Annotated in this window: 16 protein-coding genes; 6 read left to right on the forward strand and 10 right to left on the reverse strand. The window is 61.1% G+C overall.

The window, feature by feature from the left end; all coding sequences use genetic code 11:
* Positions 1 to 83: 83 nt before the first annotated feature.
* The 7 genes from folK to dksA all read right to left on the reverse strand — a co-directional run bounded on the left by folK (position 84) and on the right by dksA (position 9,039).
* Positions 84 to 569: a 2-amino-4-hydroxy-6-hydroxymethyldihydropteridine diphosphokinase gene (folK, locus tag QMX91_RS20070; protein WP_282413244.1), complete on the reverse strand. Its 486-nt coding sequence runs from the start codon at positions 567 to 569 to the stop codon at positions 84 to 86.
* A 3-nt stretch (positions 570 to 572) separates the two neighbouring features.
* Positions 573 to 1,973: a polynucleotide adenylyltransferase PcnB gene (locus QMX91_RS20075; protein ID WP_225136320.1), complete on the reverse strand. Its 1,401-nt coding sequence runs from the start codon at positions 1,971 to 1,973 to the stop codon at positions 573 to 575.
* A 735-nt stretch (positions 1,974 to 2,708) separates the two neighbouring features.
* Positions 2,709 to 4,145, reverse strand: coding sequence for a sigma-54 dependent transcriptional regulator (locus tag QMX91_RS20080; RefSeq protein ID WP_282413245.1), 1,437 nt, complete (start codon positions 4,143 to 4,145; stop codon positions 2,709 to 2,711).
* Positions 4,146 to 4,167: 22 nt separating this feature from the next.
* Positions 4,168 to 7,122, reverse strand: a complete 2,955-nt coding sequence (locus QMX91_RS20085) for a sensor histidine kinase (RefSeq protein WP_171061854.1) — start codon at positions 7,120 to 7,122, stop codon at positions 4,168 to 4,170.
* Positions 7,106 to 7,282 (reverse strand): hypothetical protein, encoded by a 177-nt coding sequence (locus QMX91_RS20090; protein ID WP_003176118.1) that lies wholly within the window; start codon positions 7,280 to 7,282, stop codon positions 7,106 to 7,108. Before QMX91_RS20090 ends, QMX91_RS20085 begins: the two co-directional genes overlap by 17 nt.
* 77 nt (positions 7,283 to 7,359) lie before the next feature.
* Positions 7,360 to 8,256 (reverse strand): tRNA glutamyl-Q(34) synthetase GluQRS, encoded by an 897-nt coding sequence (gene gluQRS, locus QMX91_RS20095; protein WP_098965640.1) that lies wholly within the window; start codon positions 8,254 to 8,256, stop codon positions 7,360 to 7,362.
* A gap of 339 nt (positions 8,257 to 8,595) precedes the next feature.
* The gene (gene dksA / locus QMX91_RS20100) at positions 8,596 to 9,039 is read right to left on the reverse strand and encodes an RNA polymerase-binding protein DksA (RefSeq protein ID WP_007909922.1); all 444 of its coding nucleotides are present in this window, start codon (positions 9,037 to 9,039) and stop codon (positions 8,596 to 8,598) included.
* 334 nt (positions 9,040 to 9,373) lie between these two features.
* Here dksA and QMX91_RS20105 point away from each other — a divergent pair, with 334 nt between their 5' ends.
* Together QMX91_RS20105 and sfsA are read left to right on the forward strand one after the other, a co-directional pair.
* Complete coding sequence (locus QMX91_RS20105; protein WP_282413246.1) at positions 9,374 to 10,546, forward strand: pyridoxal phosphate-dependent aminotransferase; 1,173 nt, start codon at positions 9,374 to 9,376, stop codon at positions 10,544 to 10,546.
* The gene (sfsA, locus tag QMX91_RS20110) at positions 10,546 to 11,259 is read left to right on the forward strand and encodes a DNA/RNA nuclease SfsA (RefSeq protein ID WP_135296575.1); all 714 of its coding nucleotides are present in this window, start codon (positions 10,546 to 10,548) and stop codon (positions 11,257 to 11,259) included. Before QMX91_RS20105 ends, sfsA begins: the two co-directional genes overlap by 1 nt.
* Here sfsA and QMX91_RS20115 read toward each other — a convergent pair.
* A complete protein-coding gene (locus QMX91_RS20115; RefSeq protein ID WP_027614091.1) occupies positions 11,256 to 11,573 on the reverse strand; it encodes a Rieske (2Fe-2S) protein in 318 nt (105 codons plus the stop codon). The two genes, sfsA and QMX91_RS20115, sit on opposite strands and share 4 nt — an antisense overlap.
* A 162-nt stretch (positions 11,574 to 11,735) precedes the next feature.
* Between QMX91_RS20115 and QMX91_RS20120 the strand changes: the two genes are divergently transcribed.
* From QMX91_RS20120 to QMX91_RS20135, 4 genes are read left to right on the forward strand one after another with little or no spacing between them, the layout of a single operon-like run.
* The gene (locus QMX91_RS20120; protein ID WP_282413247.1) at positions 11,736 to 12,608 is read left to right on the forward strand and encodes an ABC transporter substrate-binding protein; all 873 of its coding nucleotides are present in this window, start codon (positions 11,736 to 11,738) and stop codon (positions 12,606 to 12,608) included.
* 50 nt (positions 12,609 to 12,658) lie between these two features.
* Positions 12,659 to 13,642, forward strand: a complete 984-nt coding sequence (locus QMX91_RS20125; protein WP_282413250.1) for an iron ABC transporter permease — start codon at positions 12,659 to 12,661, stop codon at positions 13,640 to 13,642.
* A complete protein-coding gene (locus tag QMX91_RS20130; protein ID WP_282413248.1) occupies positions 13,642 to 14,409 on the forward strand; it encodes a heme ABC transporter ATP-binding protein in 768 nt (255 codons plus the stop codon). Before QMX91_RS20125 ends, QMX91_RS20130 begins: the two co-directional genes overlap by 1 nt.
* 20 nt (positions 14,410 to 14,429) lie before the next feature.
* The gene (locus QMX91_RS20135) at positions 14,430 to 15,281 is read left to right on the forward strand and encodes a ChaN family lipoprotein (protein ID WP_282413249.1); all 852 of its coding nucleotides are present in this window, start codon (positions 14,430 to 14,432) and stop codon (positions 15,279 to 15,281) included.
* Between the two features lie 226 nt (positions 15,282 to 15,507).
* Here the strand turns inward: QMX91_RS20135 and QMX91_RS20140 are convergent, their stop codons facing one another.
* Both QMX91_RS20140 and QMX91_RS20145 read right to left on the reverse strand, forming a co-directional pair.
* Positions 15,508 to 16,308, reverse strand: coding sequence for a cyclic nucleotide-binding domain-containing protein (locus QMX91_RS20140; RefSeq protein WP_247841145.1), 801 nt, complete (start codon positions 16,306 to 16,308; stop codon positions 15,508 to 15,510).
* Between the two features lie 16 nt (positions 16,309 to 16,324).
* Positions 16,325 to 16,597: a TfoX/Sxy family protein gene (locus QMX91_RS20145; protein WP_003228231.1), complete on the reverse strand. Its 273-nt coding sequence runs from the start codon at positions 16,595 to 16,597 to the stop codon at positions 16,325 to 16,327.
* Positions 16,598 to 16,870 lie beyond the last annotated feature (273 nt).

A 16,870-nucleotide genomic window follows, 5' to 3' on the forward strand; every position in this document is an offset into this window, starting at 1 on the left:
CGAAAGCGGTGGGTCTGTTGACTGATTGAGTGACTGACTCGACGCTTTCGCGAGCAAGCCCGCTCCCACAGGGGGGACTATTTTCAGGCGTGGGAGAGGCGTTCAAGGCCGACGAACGGGCAGGCGGCGAGCAGATCGGACAGCGCGCGGCCATCGGCCAGGCGCAGATCTTCAGGCGCCAGTTCGGCCAGCGGATACAGAACGAACGCCCGTTCCTGAATCTGATAATGCGGGACTTTCAGGCGTGCCTCGTCGATAAGCCGATCGCCGAACAGCAGGATATCCAGATCCAGCGTACGCGGCCCCCAACGTTCCAGTCGCTCGCGGCCCTGATCGTTCTCGATGGCTTGCAGCGCATCGAGCAGGTCCAGCGGCGCGAGGTCACTGTCGAGGGCAGCGACCGCGTTGGTGTAACGCGGTTGCCCTGGCAGCAGTGAATCGCTCTGATAGAACGCCGAGACGCCGGCGAGGGTGGTCTGCGGCAACTGCCCCAGCGCGTTGAGCGCGCTGCGCAATTGTTCGGCCGGGTCAGCGAGGTTGCTGCCCAGGCCGATATAGATGCGTTCCATGCCTTATTCGCCCGATGCGCTCGGGGCCCCGGCGCGCTTGCGCTTCGAACCGCTGCTGCGACGACGTTTACGTGGCGCGCCGCTGGCGTCATCACCCTTGCCGCTGAGGTCGCGGATCATGTCGCGACGTTCGCTGTCGTTGGCGTCCTGATAATCCGTCCACCATTCGCCGAGACCTTCAGTCTGCTCGCCAGCGCTTTCACGCAGCAGCAGGAAGTCGTAACCGGCGCGGAAGCGTGGATTGTCCAGCAGCAGGTCGGCGCGTTTGCCGCTGCGGCGTGGCAAGCGTTCCTGCATGTCCCAGATTTCGCGGATCGGCATGGTGAAACGCTTCGGAATGGCGATGCGCTGGCACTGTTCGGCGATCAGCTCGTGCGCACCTTCCTGCATCGCCGGAATCGGCGGCATGCCACGCTCTTGCAGACGCAACACGCGGGCCGGCAGGGCAGGCCAGAGCAGGGCGGCAAACAGGAACGCCGGGGTCACCGGTTTGTTCTGCTTGATGCGCAGGTCGGTGTTGGTCAGCGCTTCGCTGATCAGCGTGTGGGTGTATTCCGGGTTGTGCTCCAGTGCGTCGGCACTGGCCGGGAACAGCGGGGCGAACAGTTGCAGATCGACCAGCATCTCGAACGTGATTGCGCCATGGCCGGAGAGGAACAGCTTGAGCACTTCCTCGAACAGACGGGCCGACGGGATTTCGCGCAGCATCGGCGCCAGTTCGCGGATCGGCTGCACGGTGTGCTTCTCGATGCCGAAATTCAGCTTGGCGGCGAAACGTACGGCTCGCAGCATGCGTACCGGGTCTTCCTGGTAACGCTGCTTCGGATCGCCGATCAGGCGGATCAGGTGATTGCGGATGTCGTGTACGCCGTTGGCGTAATCGAGAATGCGCTCGCTGACCGGATCGTAATACAGGGCGTTGATGGTGAAGTCGCGGCGTTGCGCGTCTTCTTCCAGGGTGCCGTAGACGTTGTCGCGCAGAATCCGCCCGCTCTCGTTGCGCGAAGACTGGTTGCTGTCCTCGTCGTCTTCATTGACCGGGTGATTGGCGCGGAAGGTCGCGACTTCGATGATTTCGCGACCGAAATGAATGTGCACCAGTTTGAAGCGGCGACCGATGATCCGCGCATTGCGGAATTCGGCACGGACTTGCTCGGGGGTGGCGCTGGTGGCGACGTCGAAGTCCTTGGGCGTGATGCCCAACAGCATGTCACGCACGCAACCACCGACCAGATAGGCCTGGTAGCCGGCGCCCTGCAAGCGTTCGACGATATTGACCGCGTAGCGGCTGAATTGCCCCTTCTGCAGCGAATGTTGGCCGCTGTTGAGCACTTCAGGGGTGCTGCGGATGTGTTGCGTACGACGCACGGGAGTTCGGAATGACTGGAACAGCTTCTTCAGCATGGGATGCACTGTTTGAAGGAATGTTCGGCCATACCAAAGAATGACCGCATGATGGGCGCAGATTCTAGCATTTAGTCGGGGGATGGTGTAGGACGCAGAAGATTTGCGCTGCAAGCCGCAGGCTACAGGCATCGAGCAGGGTAGAAACGGGGGGGATTTGCCGGAAGACAGAAACTACAAGGGGAGCCGAAGCTCCCCCAGAAGTAGTTGCGTGCTCTTTTTATTATTGATTCGGGCTTCTTGTTTTTGTTGAGTGCCCTCGCCATGAAGCTTTTCCTTCATGACCCTCCCAATCGGGAGCCAAGAGCAAACGGATTGCTTTGGTCGCTGTGTTGCAGTGATCTTGCGATCCAACCAGTACAGGCTCTGTCTTAGGACAGTTTTTGTTGTTCTCGGCCTGGTCGTGGGGCTAGCCCCAAATACAACGCCTCTCCAAAAGAATCAGTTAGCTGCGCCTCTCGCCGTCTTGTTTTTATTGTGCGTGAGTCGATTCGTCTTATTTTTATTGTCTTGTGCATTGCTTGTTATTGTTCTTGTACCAAACATATAGCAGGTGCCGTGCCAACTTTTGCGAAGTCCAATAAAACAAGGGGTTAGGTCGATATAACGGTTTTCTCGGGGCGAAAAAAAGCCGGGGTTTCGTTACCGATAACCCCGGCTTCTGTTACGTGAAAGGACTGAGGTAACAGTTTTTTCACATCCTCAAGCGTTACCCGCACACTCGACAGGTAACGTTCAGCTCTCGCTGGCGACCCCGGTCTTGCGCCGTGGAATGCCCAGGCGCTGACGGCGTTCCCACAGGCACTTGCGGCTGACGCCCAGTTTGCGCGCCAGTTCGGTCTCGGTCATGTGGTCCTGATGCTCAAGAACGAAGTGCTGGAAGTAATCTTCCAGCGACAGGTCTTCGGTCGGCTCATGGCTGCTGTTGCTGGTGTTACCTGCGGTTTGCGCAGGCAAGCCGATGAACTCGTCGTCTTCCAGATCGCTCAACTCGATGTCGATGCCCAGCAAATCGGCAGAGATTTCCGGGCTTTCGCTCAGGATCACTGCGCGCTCGACTGCGTTTTCCAGCTCGCGCACGTTACCCGGCCAGGAATAGTGCCGGATGGCCTGTTCGGCATCGGCGGCAAATTTCAGGTCGGTACGGTTGATGCGCGCACTCTGGCGAGCGAGGAACGCGGTGGCGATTTCGTTGACGTCGGCGCCACGTTCACGCAGGGCCGGCAATTTCAGGGCAATCACGTGCAGGCGGTAATACAGGTCTTCACGGAACTGGCCGATTTTCGCCAGGCTCTTGAGGTCGCGGTGGGTCGCGGCGATCAAACGCACATCGACCTTTTGCGACTGCACCGACCCCACGCGGCGAATCTCGCCTTCCTGCAGCACGCGCAGCAGACGGGCCTGGGCTTCGAGCGGCAGTTCGCCGATCTCGTCGAGGAACAGCGTGCCGCCGTCCGCCGCTTCCACCAGACCGGCGCGACCGGCGCTGGCGCCAGTGAACGCGCCTTTTTCGTGGCCGAACAGTTCGGACTCGATCAGGCTTTCCGGAATGGCTGCGCAGTTCACCGAAATCATCGGTGCCTTGGCACGCTTGGACAGGTTATGCAGGGCGCGGGCCACCAGCTCTTTACCGGTGCCGGACTCGCCCTGAATCAATACATTGGAATCAGTTGGCGCGACCTTGCGGATCTTGCTGTACAGATCCTGCATCGGCGGGCACGAACCGATGATGCCGATTTCACCGTTGCTGTTATCGACGGCGGACTTGCCGCTGCCACTGGCCGGTTTGCCGACAACGGCTTCGCCGGCGGCAGGCGCCGACTGGTGGTCACGCAGGATCCGCGCGACCGCCTGAAGCATTTCATCGTGATCGAAAGGCTTGGCGATGTAGTCCACCGCGCCCATCTTCATCGAGTCGACCGCCGAGCGCAGGCTGGCGTAGCTGGTCATGATCAGCACCGGTTTGCCCTGGCCAAGCTTGATCAGCTCGGTACCGGGGGCGCCAGGCAGGCGCAGGTCGCTGACGATCAGATCGAATGTGGGAATACTGAAGCGTTCTTGTGCTTCCTGCACAGAACCGGCTTCGCTGACCTGATACTGGTTACGTTCCAGCAGGCGGCGCAAGGCGGAGCGGATAATGGTTTCGTCTTCGACGATCAAAATGTGCGGCATTGATTCGATACTCTCGACGGTCTCAGTTCACAGCGGACGTCGCTTCGACATGACGCGGTAAGGTCACCCGGATACGGGTGCCGCGCTGGCTTTGTACATCAGCCGGGCTGTCGATGGTGATTTGTCCATAATGCTCTTCAACGATGGAATAGACCAGTGCAAGGCCCAGACCGGTACCTTCACCCGGATCCTTGGTGGTGAAGAAAGGTTCGAACAATCGGTCCATGATGTTCTGCGGAATACCACTGCCTTCGTCTTCGACGATCAGATCGACCGTGTGTTCGCCGGCTTCACTCTTGACCCGTACGGCGCTGTGCGGCGGCGAGGCGTCGCGGGCATTGGAGAGCAGATTGATCAGCACCTGGGCGAGGCGCTGCGGATCGCCTTCGACCCAGTGATCGGGGTCGCACAGGTTGTAGAACTGCACTTCGAAGTTGCGCCGGTTCAGCGCCAGCAGGCCAATTGCATCCTGCGCGACTTCGGCCAGACAGACGGGTTCGTCGCTGTGCTGGTGGCTGCCGGCGTGGGCGAAGCTCATTAGCGACTGCACAATGCGCGACACGCGCTTGGTCTGTTCGAGAATCTGCCCGCTGATTTCCGTCAGTTCGCCATCTTCTTCACGCTCTTCGCGCAGGTTCTGCGCCAGACAGGCGATACCGGTGATCGGGTTGCCGATTTCATGAGCCACACCTGCCGCCAGTCGACCGATGCTCGCCAGACGTTCTGAGTGCACCAGTTTGTCTTCGAGCATCTGCGTTTCGGTCAGGTCTTCCACCAGCAGCACCAGGCCGCTGTTGCCCGGGGCCAACGGTTCATCGATCGCTGCTTTGTGCAGATTGAGCCAGCGGGTCTGGCCGTCGAGGGCCAGGTGCTGTTTGTGCAAGTGTTCGTCGGGCAGGTTGATGAAGCCTTGCAGCAGTTGCTTCCACGGATCGGCGATGGTGCTCAGGCGCGAGCCGACCACCCGTTGCGCGGCGATGCCGGTGAGTTCTTCCATGGCCTTGTTCCACATCAGGATCTCTTGATCCTTGGCCAGCGAGCAGACGCCCATTGGCAGTTCCTGCAGGGTCTGGCGGTGGTAGCGGCGCAAGGCGTCAAGCTCGGCGGCCAGCCCGGTGAGGCGCGAGTGGTAGTCCTCGAGGCGGCTTTCGATGAAGTGGATGTCTTCGGTTACGTAGTTCTCGCCGCCAGCCTTGTACGGCAGGAAGGTTTCGACCATGTCCTGCGCTACGCTCGGGCCCATCAGGCCGGAGAGGTTGGCTTCGATGCGGTCGCGCAAGCGGCGCAAGGCATAAGGACGGCGTTCGTCGAACGGCAGATAGAGGTCGCGCAGGGCCTGCTCGACTTCTTTCTGCGCCGCCTTGGCGCCTAGCGGTTTGGCCAGTTGCGTGGCGAACTCCTGGGGCGAAGCGGCATGCAGTTCGCGGCGTTGCGGGCGACGCACGTTATCCACTGCGCAGGCTTCGGCGGCGCTGGCTTCTTCGGGGCTGGCGTTGGTGAACAGCGAGATCAGCGTGAACATCAGCACGTTGGCCGCCAGCGAGGCGATCGCCGCCATGTGCCAGCTGGTGTCGTCCAGCACGTAGATCATGTTCAGCAGTGGAATGTAGAAACCCTGCAGGTTGCCAACCAGTGGCAACAGCATGGTCACCACCCACACCAGAATCCCCGCCAGCAGGCCGGCGATAAAGCCGCGACGGTTGGCGGTCGGCCAGTACAGCACCGAGAGCACGCCGGGCAGGAATTGCAGGGTTGCAACGAAGGCGACGATGCCGAGGTTGGCCAGGTCCTGCCCGGCGCCGAGCATCAGATAAAAGCAGAAACCGGCCATGATGATCGCGACGATCAGCGCCCGGCGGGTCCACTTCAGCCAGCGGTAGATATTGCCTTCGGCCGGCGGCTGGTACAGCGGCAGCACCAGGTGGTTCAGCGCCATGCCCGACAGCGCCAGCGTGGTGACGATGATCAAGCCACTGGCCGCCGATAATCCGCCGACGTACGCCAGCAAGGCCAGCGGTTTGCTGTTGGCGGCAATGCCGATGCCGAGGGTGAAGTATTCCGGATCGGTGGTGGCGCCGAGTTTCAGGCCGGCCCAGAGAATCAGCGGCACCGCCAGGCTCATCAGCAGCAGGAACAGCGGCAGGCCCCAGCTGGCGCTGACCAGCGAGCGCGGGTTGAGGTTTTCGGTGAAGGTCATGTGATACATGTGCGGCATCACGATCGCCGAGGCGAAGAACACCAGCAACAGCGTGCGCCACGGTCCTTCCTGCAGCGGCGTGTGCAACGCGGCGAGGGCGGTCTGGTTTTGCAGCAGCCACAGCTCAAGCTGTTGCGGGCCGTCGAACACCCCGTACAGCGCATAGAGGCCGACGCCGCCGAGGGCGATCAGTTTGATCACCGATTCGAAGGCAATCGCGAACACCAGCCCTTCGTGTTTCTCGCGGGTGGCGATATGCCGGGAGCCGAAGAAGATCGTGAACAGAATGATCAGCGCACAGAACGCCAGCGCGACGCGGCTCTGGATCGGCTCGCCGGTGAGAATGCCGATGGAGTCGGCGACCGCCTGAATCTGCAACGCCAGCAGCGGCAGTACGCCGATCAGCATGAAGATGGTGGTCAGTGCGCCGGCCCAGGTACTGCGGAAGCGGAAGGCGAACAGATCCGCCAGCGACGACAGTTGATAGGTGCGGGTGATTTTCAGGATCGGATACAGCAGCACCGGCGCCAGCAGAAACGCGCCGGACACCCCGAGGTAACTGGAGAGAAAGCCGTAGCCGTACTGATAGGCCAGGCCCACGGTGCCGTAAAACGCCCACGCACTGGCGTAGACCCCCAGCGACAGGGTGTAGGTCAGCGGGTGGCGAATGATCGCTCGCGGGATCATGCCCCGTTCGCTGATCCAGGCGACGCCGAACAGCACCGTCAGGTACGCGGCGCTGACCAGGATCATCTGGGTCAGGCTAAAGCTCATCGGCATCTTTTTGGCTCTGCAGGATGAAGGTCACGACAATCAGGATCAACCAGAGCAGATACGGCCGATACCAGGCGCCCGTGGCGTCGATCCACCAATCCATGATGGCTGGCGAAAACAGATAGATTCCCACGACCAGAAGCAGGACCAAGCGATAGATGTACATCCCGGCCTCTCTTTTTTATGCGCGTGCCCGAAAACGTGCGGCGATGGTAACGGATGGGCGCGCCACTGCAAGTGTCGTCATTGCAGTTGCGCTTCGGGCAGGGTCAGTGTGCGCGGGATCTTTGTCGCATCCCAGTGGGCTGCGCCCCATTTGAGCAATTCCTCGGGTGTGGCATGGGCCAGTTCGGCACCGGGGTTTTGTCCCAGCGCTCGCAGGGCCCGCAGCAGCAAAGGAGTGGCCTGATCCGCCTCAAGCGGCGGCGAACGGTAGGATTTGCCGAGTTTGTTGCCGTCCGGCTGCGTGATCAATGGCAAGTGCAGATAGCGCGGCTGACGCAGGCCCAACAGTTCTTGCAGGTAGAGCTGGCGCGGCGTGGAATCGAGCAGGTCGGCACCGCGTACGATGTCGGTGATGCCTTGCCAGGCGTCATCCAGCACCACGGCCAGTTGATAGGCGTAGAGGCCGTCGCGGCGGCGAATCACGAAATCGCCGACGTCGCGCCCCAGATGCTGGCGGAACTCGCCCTGCACACGGTCGATGAAGTGGTATTCCAGTTCCGGCACGCGCAGGCGGATCGCCGCGTCTTGCTGCTCATGGCCGGCATTGCGGCACAAGCCCGGGTAAATGCCGTGATACGGCTCCAGCTGCTTGCGCGAACAGGTGCAGGCGTAGGCCAGGCCGTGATTGAACAGACTGTTGAGGACTTCGGCGTAGGCGTCGTGCCGGTCACTCTGGCGCACCATTTCGCCGTCCCATTCGAAACCGTAGCTTTCCAGCGCCTTGAGAATCGCCGCCTGCGCGCCGGGCTCTTCCCGGGGCGGATCGAGATCTTCCATGCGCACCAGCCAGCGCCCGCCGACCGCGCGCGCGTCGAGGTAAGAGGCGAGGGCGGCAACCAGCGAGCCGAAGTGCAGGTGGCCACTGGGGGTCGGGGCGAAGCGGCCGATGTAGGCGGGGGCGGTTTTGGCAGTCATGTGGACAATATAACTTTTCAGGATCCGCGCAGATTACCCCTGTGGGAGCGGCCTTGCTCGCGAAAGCGTCGGCTCAGACATCTTTGATGTTGAATGACACACCGAATTCGGGAGCAAGCCCCCTCCCACCAAAAGCGCAAACAGGGCAAAAGGTAGAAACATTACCCCTGTGGGAGCGGGCTTGCTCGCGAAAGCGTCAGTTCAGACAACCTGGATGTTGAATGGCCGGCCGCATTCGGGAGCAAGCCCCCTCCCACAAAAGCAAGGCAAAAGGGCAAAGGCAAAAGGCAGAAACAAAAACGGAGCGTTCGCACGCTCCGTTTTTCGTTCAGGTCGAGATTACTTGCCGACCTGCTTTTCCTTGATTTCAGCGAGGTTCTTGCAGTCGACGCACATGTCGGCGGTAGGACGGGCTTCGAGGCGCTTGACGCCGATCTCGATGCCGCAGGAATCGCACCAACCGTATTCACCGTCTTCGATCAACTGCAGTGTCTTGTCGATCTTCTTGATCAGCTTGCGCTCGCGATCACGGGCGCGCAGTTCGAGGGCGAACTCTTCTTCCTGACTGGCACGGTCGGCCGGGTCGGGGAAGTTGGCTGCTTCGTCCTTCATGTGATCAACAGTGCGGTCGACTTCCTGCATCAAGTCCAGTTTCCACTTGGTCAGGATCTTGGTGAAGTGCGCGCGCATGGGCTTGCCCATGTACTCTTCGTCTTTGGCCTGAACATAGGGTTCGAAGCCACTGATCGCCGTTTGCTGCTGTTGCTTTGCTTGGGTGGGCATGAAATGGACCGCCTCTACTCTTGTAATCCATTGCGCAGGATTGCTCCATCACCGACACCTGCCGGCCCTGCGGCTGCAAGCGGGCGAACTTACCAGATCAATTCGGCCTGCGCTACTCCCGGATGTCGAGGCCCCGGCGGGTGGCGCTTGCAGATGTTTGGCAAGCCGTGTCTGGCGCTGTTGAAAGCCTGTTCAATCACTGATTTTAGTCAATCCTGGAGCGTACGCTCATATCGTTACAGTCCAGCGTTCTTGAGGCTGTGACCGCGACGGGTTCTCGCTCGTTCCGGCAGATGGGTAGAATCGTCTCTTTTTCCCCGTCGAAGGAAAACCAATGGCTCAGCCTTACAGTGCGCGCAGTCGTGCGATCGAACCGTTCCATGTAATGGCGCTGCTGGCGCGGGCCAACGAACTGCAGGGCGAAGGTCACGACGTGATCCACCTGGAAATCGGCGAGCCGGACTTCACCACGGCCGAGCCGATCATCCGTGCCGGGCAGGCTGCGCTGACGGCGGGCAAGACCCGCTACACCGCGGCGCGCGGTATTCCTGAACTGCGCGAGGCGATTTCCGGGTTCTATCAATCGCGTTACGGTTTGAACATCGATCCGCGGCGGATCCTGATCACGCCGGGTGGCTCCGGTGCGCTGTTGCTGGCCAGTGCCTTGCTGGTCGATCCGGGCAAACACTGGCTGCTGGCGGATCCGGGCTACCCGTGCAACCGGCACTTTCTGCGACTGGTCGAAGGCGCGGCGCAACTGGTGCCGGTCGGGCCGGAGGTGCGTTACCAACTGACCCCGGATCTGGTGGCGCGGCATTGGGATCACGACAGCGTTGGTGCGTTGGTGGCATCGCCAGCCAACCCCACCGGTACCATCCTGACCCGCGATGAACTGGCCGGGTTATCCACCGCGATCAAGGCGCGGCACGGCCATCTGGTGGTGGACGAGATCTACCACGGCCTGACTTATGGCACCGATGCCGCCAGCGTGCTGGAAGTAGATGACAGTGCCTTTGTCCTCAATAGTTTCTCCAAATATTTCGGCATGACCGGTTGGCGGCTCGGCTGGCTGGTGGCGCCGGATGCGGCCGTCAGTGAGCTGGAAAAACTCGCACAGAACCTCTACATCAGCGCGCCGAGCATGGCGCAGTACGCCGCACTGGCCTGTTTCGAACCGGACACCATCAGCATCCTCGAAGAGCGCCGCGCCGAATTTGGCCGCCGCCGCGACTTCCTGCTGCCGGCGTTGCGCGAGTTGGGTTTCAATATCGCCGTCGAGCCTGAAGGTGCGTTCTACTTGTATGCAGATATCAGTCAGTTCGGCGGTGATGCCTTCGCTTTCTGTCGACATTTCCTCGAAACCGAGCATGTTGCCTTTACTCCAGGGCTGGACTTCGGGCGTTATCAGGCCAGTCACCATGTGCGTTTTGCTTACACGCAAAACCTCCCTCGCTTACAGGAGGCGGTGGAACGGATTGCCCGTGGCTTGAAGAGTTGGCAAGGCTGATGCGCTTTTATCCGGCTCTGGAAGAGGCGCGCTTGATTCGCCGCTACAAACGTTTTCTGGCGGACGTTGAAACGGTCAATGGCGAGTTGTTGACCCTGCACTGCCCGAACACCGGCTCGATGCTCAACTGCCAAGTCGAAGGCGGGCAAGTGTGGTTCAGTCGCTCAAACGACCCGAAGCGCAAGCTGCCCGGCACTTGGGAAATCGGGGAAACGCCGCAGGGTCGACTGTTCTGCGTGAACACCGGCCGCGCCAACGCCCTCGTTGAAGAGGCGCTGCAGGCCGGTGTCATCAGCGAGTTGAACGGCTTCACGGCGCTTAAACGCGAAGTGGCATACGGTCAGGAAAAAAGCCGTATCGATTTCCGCCTTGAATACCCGAGCGGGCCGGCTTATGTGGAAGTGAAGAGTGTCACTTTGGGGTTCGACGGGACGAATGTCGCGGCCTTTCCCGACGCAGTCACCCAGCGCGGCGCCAAGCATCTGCGCGAGCTGGCGCATCTGGCCCGTGACGGTATTCGTGCGGTGCAGTTGTATTGCGTCAATCTCAGCGGGATTGAAGCGGTGCGACCGGCCGAAGAAATCGATTCGGCGTACGCGGATGCCCTGCGTGAAGCGGTGGCGTGCGGGGTCGAGGTGTTGGCCTACGGTGTGCGCTTGAACCACGAAGAGATGGTGATCGACCGGCGGCTGGACGTTTTGCTCAGCGGTTAAACATCTATCCACAGCCCCTGTGCGTCTTCGCGGCAGGGGATGGCGGTCAGGGATTGCCCGGCGCAGGGCCCGGCGACGCATTCGCCGTCCTCGATCAGAAACAGTGCGCCGTGGGTGGCGCACTGGATCAGGCTGTTGCTCGGGTCGAGAAACTGGTCGGGGTGCCATTCCAGACCGACGCCGCGATGCGGGCAACGGTTGAGATAAACATAGGCCTGACCATTGCGGCGCACGGCAAACAGTTTATTGCCGTCGATGTCGAAACCGCGGCTGCCCGCCTCAGCGAGATCGGCGCCGGCGCACAAAAACTTCATGGCTATCCTCAAGTGTCGGCTCGTTTCAGGAAATGTCCGAGCTTGACGTTTAAATGCAAACAATTATCAAATGGCCGTCTTCGCCCACTGCGCGCAACCGCCGTCAAGGATACTTGGCCCGCCGGTTCGCTGCCCGGGAAAACTTTTCAAGGAAAGCTGCGTATGCGCCTGATTACCCGCGTTGCCGTGCTGTGTGTCGGACTGCTCGCCAGCCTTCAGGCGACAGCTGCCGATTTGCCACAACGTTGGGTCAGTGCCGGTGGCGCGCTATCGGAGTGGGTGAGCGTGTTGGGCGGCGAATCTAAACTGGTCGGCGTCGACACCACCAGCCAGCATCCGCAATCGCTGAAGAAGCTGCCCAGCATCGGCTATCAGCGCAGTCTCTCGGCAGAAGGCATTCTCAGTCTGCGCCCGGACATCCTCATCGGCAGCGAGGAAATGGGCCCGCCGCCGGTCATCGCCCAGGTGAAGAGCGCGAAGGTGCGGGTCGAACTGTTCTCGGCACAGCCGGATCTGCCGACCCTGGAAAAAAACGTCACGCATCTGGGGCAGTTGCTCGGCGCGCAAGCCCAGGCGGCGCAGTTGCTGGAAAGTTATCAACAGCAGCTAACCGCGCAGAAAGCCCGAGTCGCCGAGTTGCAGACCAAACATAAAGCGCCCGGTGTGCTGGTGCTGATCGGGCATGCCGGCGGCAAGCCATTGATTGCCGGCAAGGACACTGCCGCCGACTGGCTGCTGCAACGGGCCGGCGGACATAACCTGGCGACGCATACCGGTTACAAGCCGTTCTCCGTGGAGTCGCTGGCCGGACTCGATCCTGAAGTGCTGGTGTTCGCTGATCGGGCGTTGACCGGCGAGGCGGCGAAAGCCGCGCTGTTCAAGGAAAACCCCATTCTCAATTCAAGCCGCGCGGCCAAGGCCGGACGGGTGCTGGAGCTGGATCCGACGCTGCTGGTCGGCGGGCTCGGGCCGCGTTTACCGGCGGTACTGAAGAGTTTGTCTGACGGCTTCTACCCGACTGCGAGCGGCCAATGACCGTACTGGTCAAACCACGAAGCCTGTTTATCGGCCTGACGCTCCTGTGTTTGCTGGCCATCTGGCTGTCGTTGGCACTGGGGCCGGTGAGTCTGCCGTTGTTCGATACGTTGCGCGCGGCTCTGCGCATGCTCGGCGTGCCGCTGGCGCCGGATGGGCTGGAGCAGGCCGAGCTGATTCTCGGGCAAATCCGTCTGCCGCGCACCTTGCTTGGATTGGCTGTCGGCGGTGTGCTGGCGTTGTCCGGTGTGGCGATGCAGGGCTTGTTTCGCAATCCGCTGGCCGATCCCGGGTTGGTCGGGGTTTCCAGTGGGGCAGCGCTGGGTGCGGCGGTGGCGATTGTCGGCGGGTCATTTTTTGGCGGTTTGCCGGAGTGGTTCGGGCCGTACCTGTTGTCGGCGTGCGCGTTTCTCGGTGGACTGGGGGTGACGGCGCTGGTCTATCGGCTCGGTCGGCGCAACGGCCAGACTAACGTCGCGACCATGCTGCTGGCCGGGATCGCCCTGACGGCATTGGCAAGCTCGGCGGTGGGTCTGTTCACCTATCTGGCGGATGACGGGACTTTGCGTACGCTGACTTTCTGGAATCTGGGCAGCCTCAATGGCGCCAGTTACGCGCGTTTGTGGCCTTTGCTGATTATCAGCGCTGGTGTCGCGCTGTGGTTGCCGCGGCGTGCCAAGGCGCTGAATGCGTTGTTGCTCGGGGAGTCTGAAGCCGGGCACCTGGGGATTGATGTCGAACGGCTCAAACGTGAATTGGTGTTCTGCACGGCGTTGGGTGTTGGCGCGGCGGTAGCGGCAGCCGGGATGATCGGTTTCGTCGGGCTGGTGGTGCCGCATCTGGTGCGTTTATTGGCCGGGCCCGATCACCGGGTGTTGCTGCCAGCATCAATATTGGCGGGGGCGAGCCTGTTGTTGCTGGCGGATCTGGTGGCGCGGTTGGCGCTGGCGCCGGCGGAGTTGCCGATCGGTATCGTCACGGCGTTTATCGGCGCGCCGTTCTTCCTCTACCTGTTGCTGCGAGGTCGTGCCTGATGCTGCGTGCGCACAATCTGCACATCCGTCGCGGGCGCAAGACCGTCCTCAGCGACGTCACCCTGCAGCTTGAACCCGGTGAGGTGTTGGGTGTGCTCGGACCGAACGGTGCCGGCAAAAGCACCTTGCTCGGTGCCCTGTGCGGTGAGCTGGCGGCCAGTGACGGTGAGGTGTTGCTCGACGACAAGGTGCTGAGTCACTGGACAGGTACGCAGCGCGCTCAGCGCCTGGCGGTGTTGCCGCAGGTGTCGACGCTGGATTTTGCCTTTCGCGTGGAAGAAGTGGTCGGCATGGGCCGTCTGCCTTATCAGAGCGGTCGGGCGCGCGACGACGAGATCGTTGCGGCAGCGCTGGCCGCTGCGGATGCCGGGCATCTGAGCGGGCGCAGTTATCTGGCGTTGTCGGGTGGCGAGCGCCAGCGTGTCCATCTGGCGCGGGTGCTGGCGCAGCTATGGCCAGGGCAGGCCGGACAAACCCTGTTGCTGGATGAGCCGACCTCGATGCTCGATCCCTTGCATCAACACACCACGTTGCAGGCGGTGCGCGAGTTTGCCGATCGTGGCGCGGCGGTGCTGGTCATCCTGCATGATCTGAATCTCGCGGCGCGCTATTGTGATCGGGTGTTGCTGCTCGAAGGCGGGCGCCCGGTGGCGCTGGATACGCCGCAGCAAGTCTTGCGACCGGATACGCTCAAGGCCGTGTTCGGCCTTGAGGTTTTGGTGCAACCGCACCCGGAGCGCGGGCATCCGCTGATCATCGCCCGCTGATTTCTCATCGAGGTGTTGGTATGCGCGAGATGTGGTTGTTAGCGGTGTTGCTGCTTGCAGGGTGTCAGCATGTTGCCCCGCCCCCGCCAATCAGTGGCGAAATTCGTGATCTGCACAGCGGCCAGATACTGACGGCACAGGAACTGCTGACGCGTCTGTCGGGGCCGCAACTGCTCATCATCGGCGAGCAGCATGACAACGCCGATCACCACGCCGCGCAGTTGTGGCTGTTGCAGGCACTTGGGGAGCAGCGTCCTCAGGGCAGTCTGCTGCTGGAAATGCTCACGCCGAAGCAACAGCCGAACGTTGACCAGGTTCGCCATGCAGCAGCGCTCCCTACTGATCTTCCCGCCGCGTTCGCCTGGCAGGATGGCTGGGACTGGACTCTCTATGGACCGATCGTTCGGTTCGCCCTCACGCAACCCTATCCGCTGTTGGCGGCCAATCTGGATGACGGCGAAATCCGCGCGGTCTATCGCCAGTCGCCCGCCCTGAGCGGTGTTCGCAGCAATGCGGCCTCGGTGAAAGCCAGGCTGTTTGAGCAGATCAGCGATTCACATTGCGGCTTGCTGCCCAAATCACAGATGCCGGCGATGCTCGCGGTTCAGCAACAGCGCGATCGACGCATGGCCGAACGTTTGCTGGCAGCGCCGATGCCAGCCTTGCTGCTGACGGGTGCCTGGCATGCGCGTAAGGATGCTGGCGTGCCGCTGCATGTTCTGGATCTGGGCGCAGCCCAAGCGCCAACGGTGCTGATGCTGGCCGAGCAGGGCGCCGAGGTGACTGCGGCGATGGCCGATTACGTCTGGTACACCCCGGCCACGCCCGCGCAGGATTACTGCGCACAGATGCGCAAACAGTTCGGGCAATGACTTTTCCACAGGCAAAAAAAGACCCGGTAAAAACCGGGTCAAATAACCGTGATTAGCCTGATGAGGAGATAATCTGAGAGTCCGAACCAAGGGCTTTTCAGAATATCGACTGATCTCGCGACCAGTTGTGATAATCATAGCGATTCTCATTAGCGAGTCAACCACTGTTTTTCCATTCGCGTGATTTAGTCGTGCAAATGGCCGGAATGTCCCGGAAACAGGGGGCTTAACGCGCAGCCTTGATCGCATTCAGTTGCGTAATTTGCTGATTGAGCTGTCCGATGCGCCTGGCCATGCTCTCAATCAGGCTGTGGGCAATCTTCGGATTGTTGCGGGTCATGCTCAGAAACTGCTCGCCAGGAATCAGCATCACCGTGCTTGGCTCGCGAGCGATGACAGTGGCATTGCGCGGTTCACCGGTGAACACCGCCATGGCGCCGAAAATCTCGTCCTTGGGTACGTCGCCGACCTTGTGTCCATCAACAAACGCTTCGGCATGCCCCTCGATGATCACGAAGACGTGATCAGCGGCATCGCCCTGCCGGATCAACACCTCACCACTCTCGACCCGTTTGAAGCCATTGGTGCTGCGAAACTCCCGTGGCTTCAGTTCGGCCACCGCGTGTGCCAGCAGCGCCATCTGCCCCAGCAGATACTCAAGCCATTGCTCGGCCCGGCCCGGCTCGGCGTACAAATGCTGGAACAAATCGGTTCGCCGATAGGGCAGCAAGCGCAATGGCCCGTCGCTGCGCAGTCGGCAATCGGCCCAGGCGTCACCTTGCTGTAGACCGATCAGATCGCCTTCCTGCGAGTAAAACAGCGCACGACCGCCGATATAGCCGTGGATCACGCCTTCTGTCAGCAGAAACAGCTGATCGTGTGGGAGCTGCTCCATCAGGTCGTCAGAGATTTCTGGCTCAAAGGCTGGCCCGCACGGCGCAAGGCCTTCCAGCCAGCGCGCGGGCAAGCTCTGCAAACGATTGATCAGTGCATCGACCGGTGCCGATTGTTCTCCGAGCAGATACATGGCAGTCAGTGCCTGTTCAGTTCTTGTGGCGCGAGGAGATGGCTTCGAGCTGCTTGTTCAAGGCGTCTTTGCGTTCGGCCGGGATGTCGTTCCAGTGCACATCCATCAGTGCCCCTTCGATCGCGTACAACAACACCTTTGATGCGCGAAACCCGCGGGTACGCACGGCCCGATAGGCGTCCACCGCCCCCAGGCGACGCAAGTCCGAGGCGCTGTGGATGCCCACGGCATGCAGCCACTGCGCCGACGTCTTGCCAAGATTCTTCAGGTGTTGCAGTTCATCATTCATCAAGCCTCCTTGCGACGGCCGAATGGTGCGTGGGCGATCTTCTCAGGAGTGTAGCCATCAGTAGGAAAAGCGTGGTTGTTTGGTCGGATTCGACGCAAACGCTTCTAAGAAAGGCGATGAGATCTGGCGAATGCAATAGTAAGGAGTGTGACGCATACAACTGTAGGAGTGAGCCTGCTCGCGATAGCGGCGTAACAGCCGACATCCATTTTGAATGTCAGTCGGCTATCGCGAGCAGGCTCACACCTACAAGGGGAGGGTGTTGTGTCAGGG

The organism is Pseudomonas sp. PS01299, assembly GCF_029960145.1.
In the GTDB taxonomy this organism is placed as follows: Bacteria; Pseudomonadota; Gammaproteobacteria; order Pseudomonadales; family Pseudomonadaceae; genus Aquipseudomonas; species Aquipseudomonas putida_A.

What these genes read in the sequence shown, in the direction of transcription:
- QMX91_RS20130 (WP_282413248.1), top strand. Translation starts at nt 13,642, where the DNA reads ATGCTGCGTGCGCACAATCTGCACATCCGTCGCGGGCGCAAGACCGTC.
- QMX91_RS20105 (WP_282413246.1), top strand. Translation starts at nt 9,374, where the DNA reads ATGGCTCAGCCTTACAGTGCGCGCAGTCGTGCGATCGAACCGTTCCAT.
- gluQRS (WP_098965640.1), bottom strand. Translation starts at nt 8,256, where the DNA reads ATGACTGCCAAAACCGCCCCCGCCTACATCGGCCGCTTCGCCCCGACC.
- QMX91_RS20075 (WP_225136320.1), bottom strand. Translation starts at nt 1,973, where the DNA reads ATGCTGAAGAAGCTGTTCCAGTCATTCCGAACTCCCGTGCGTCGTACG.
- sfsA (WP_135296575.1), top strand. Translation starts at nt 10,546, where the DNA reads ATGCGCTTTTATCCGGCTCTGGAAGAGGCGCGCTTGATTCGCCGCTAC.
- QMX91_RS20135 (WP_282413249.1), top strand. Translation starts at nt 14,430, where the DNA reads ATGCGCGAGATGTGGTTGTTAGCGGTGTTGCTGCTTGCAGGGTGTCAG.
- dksA (WP_007909922.1), bottom strand. Translation starts at nt 9,039, where the DNA reads ATGCCCACCCAAGCAAAGCAACAGCAGCAAACGGCGATCAGTGGCTTC.
- QMX91_RS20140 (WP_247841145.1), bottom strand. Translation starts at nt 16,308, where the DNA reads ATGTATCTGCTCGGAGAACAATCGGCACCGGTCGATGCACTGATCAAT.
- QMX91_RS20120 (WP_282413247.1), top strand. Translation starts at nt 11,736, where the DNA reads ATGCGCCTGATTACCCGCGTTGCCGTGCTGTGTGTCGGACTGCTCGCC.
- QMX91_RS20145 (WP_003228231.1), bottom strand. Translation starts at nt 16,597, where the DNA reads ATGAATGATGAACTGCAACACCTGAAGAATCTTGGCAAGACGTCGGCG.
- folK (WP_282413244.1), bottom strand. Translation starts at nt 569, where the DNA reads ATGGAACGCATCTATATCGGCCTGGGCAGCAACCTCGCTGACCCGGCC.
- QMX91_RS20085 (WP_171061854.1), bottom strand. Translation starts at nt 7,122, where the DNA reads ATGCCGATGAGCTTTAGCCTGACCCAGATGATCCTGGTCAGCGCCGCG.
- QMX91_RS20090 (WP_003176118.1), bottom strand. Translation starts at nt 7,282, where the DNA reads ATGTACATCTATCGCTTGGTCCTGCTTCTGGTCGTGGGAATCTATCTG.
- QMX91_RS20080 (WP_282413245.1), bottom strand. Translation starts at nt 4,145, where the DNA reads ATGCCGCACATTTTGATCGTCGAAGACGAAACCATTATCCGCTCCGCC.
- QMX91_RS20115 (WP_027614091.1), bottom strand. Translation starts at nt 11,573, where the DNA reads ATGAAGTTTTTGTGCGCCGGCGCCGATCTCGCTGAGGCGGGCAGCCGC.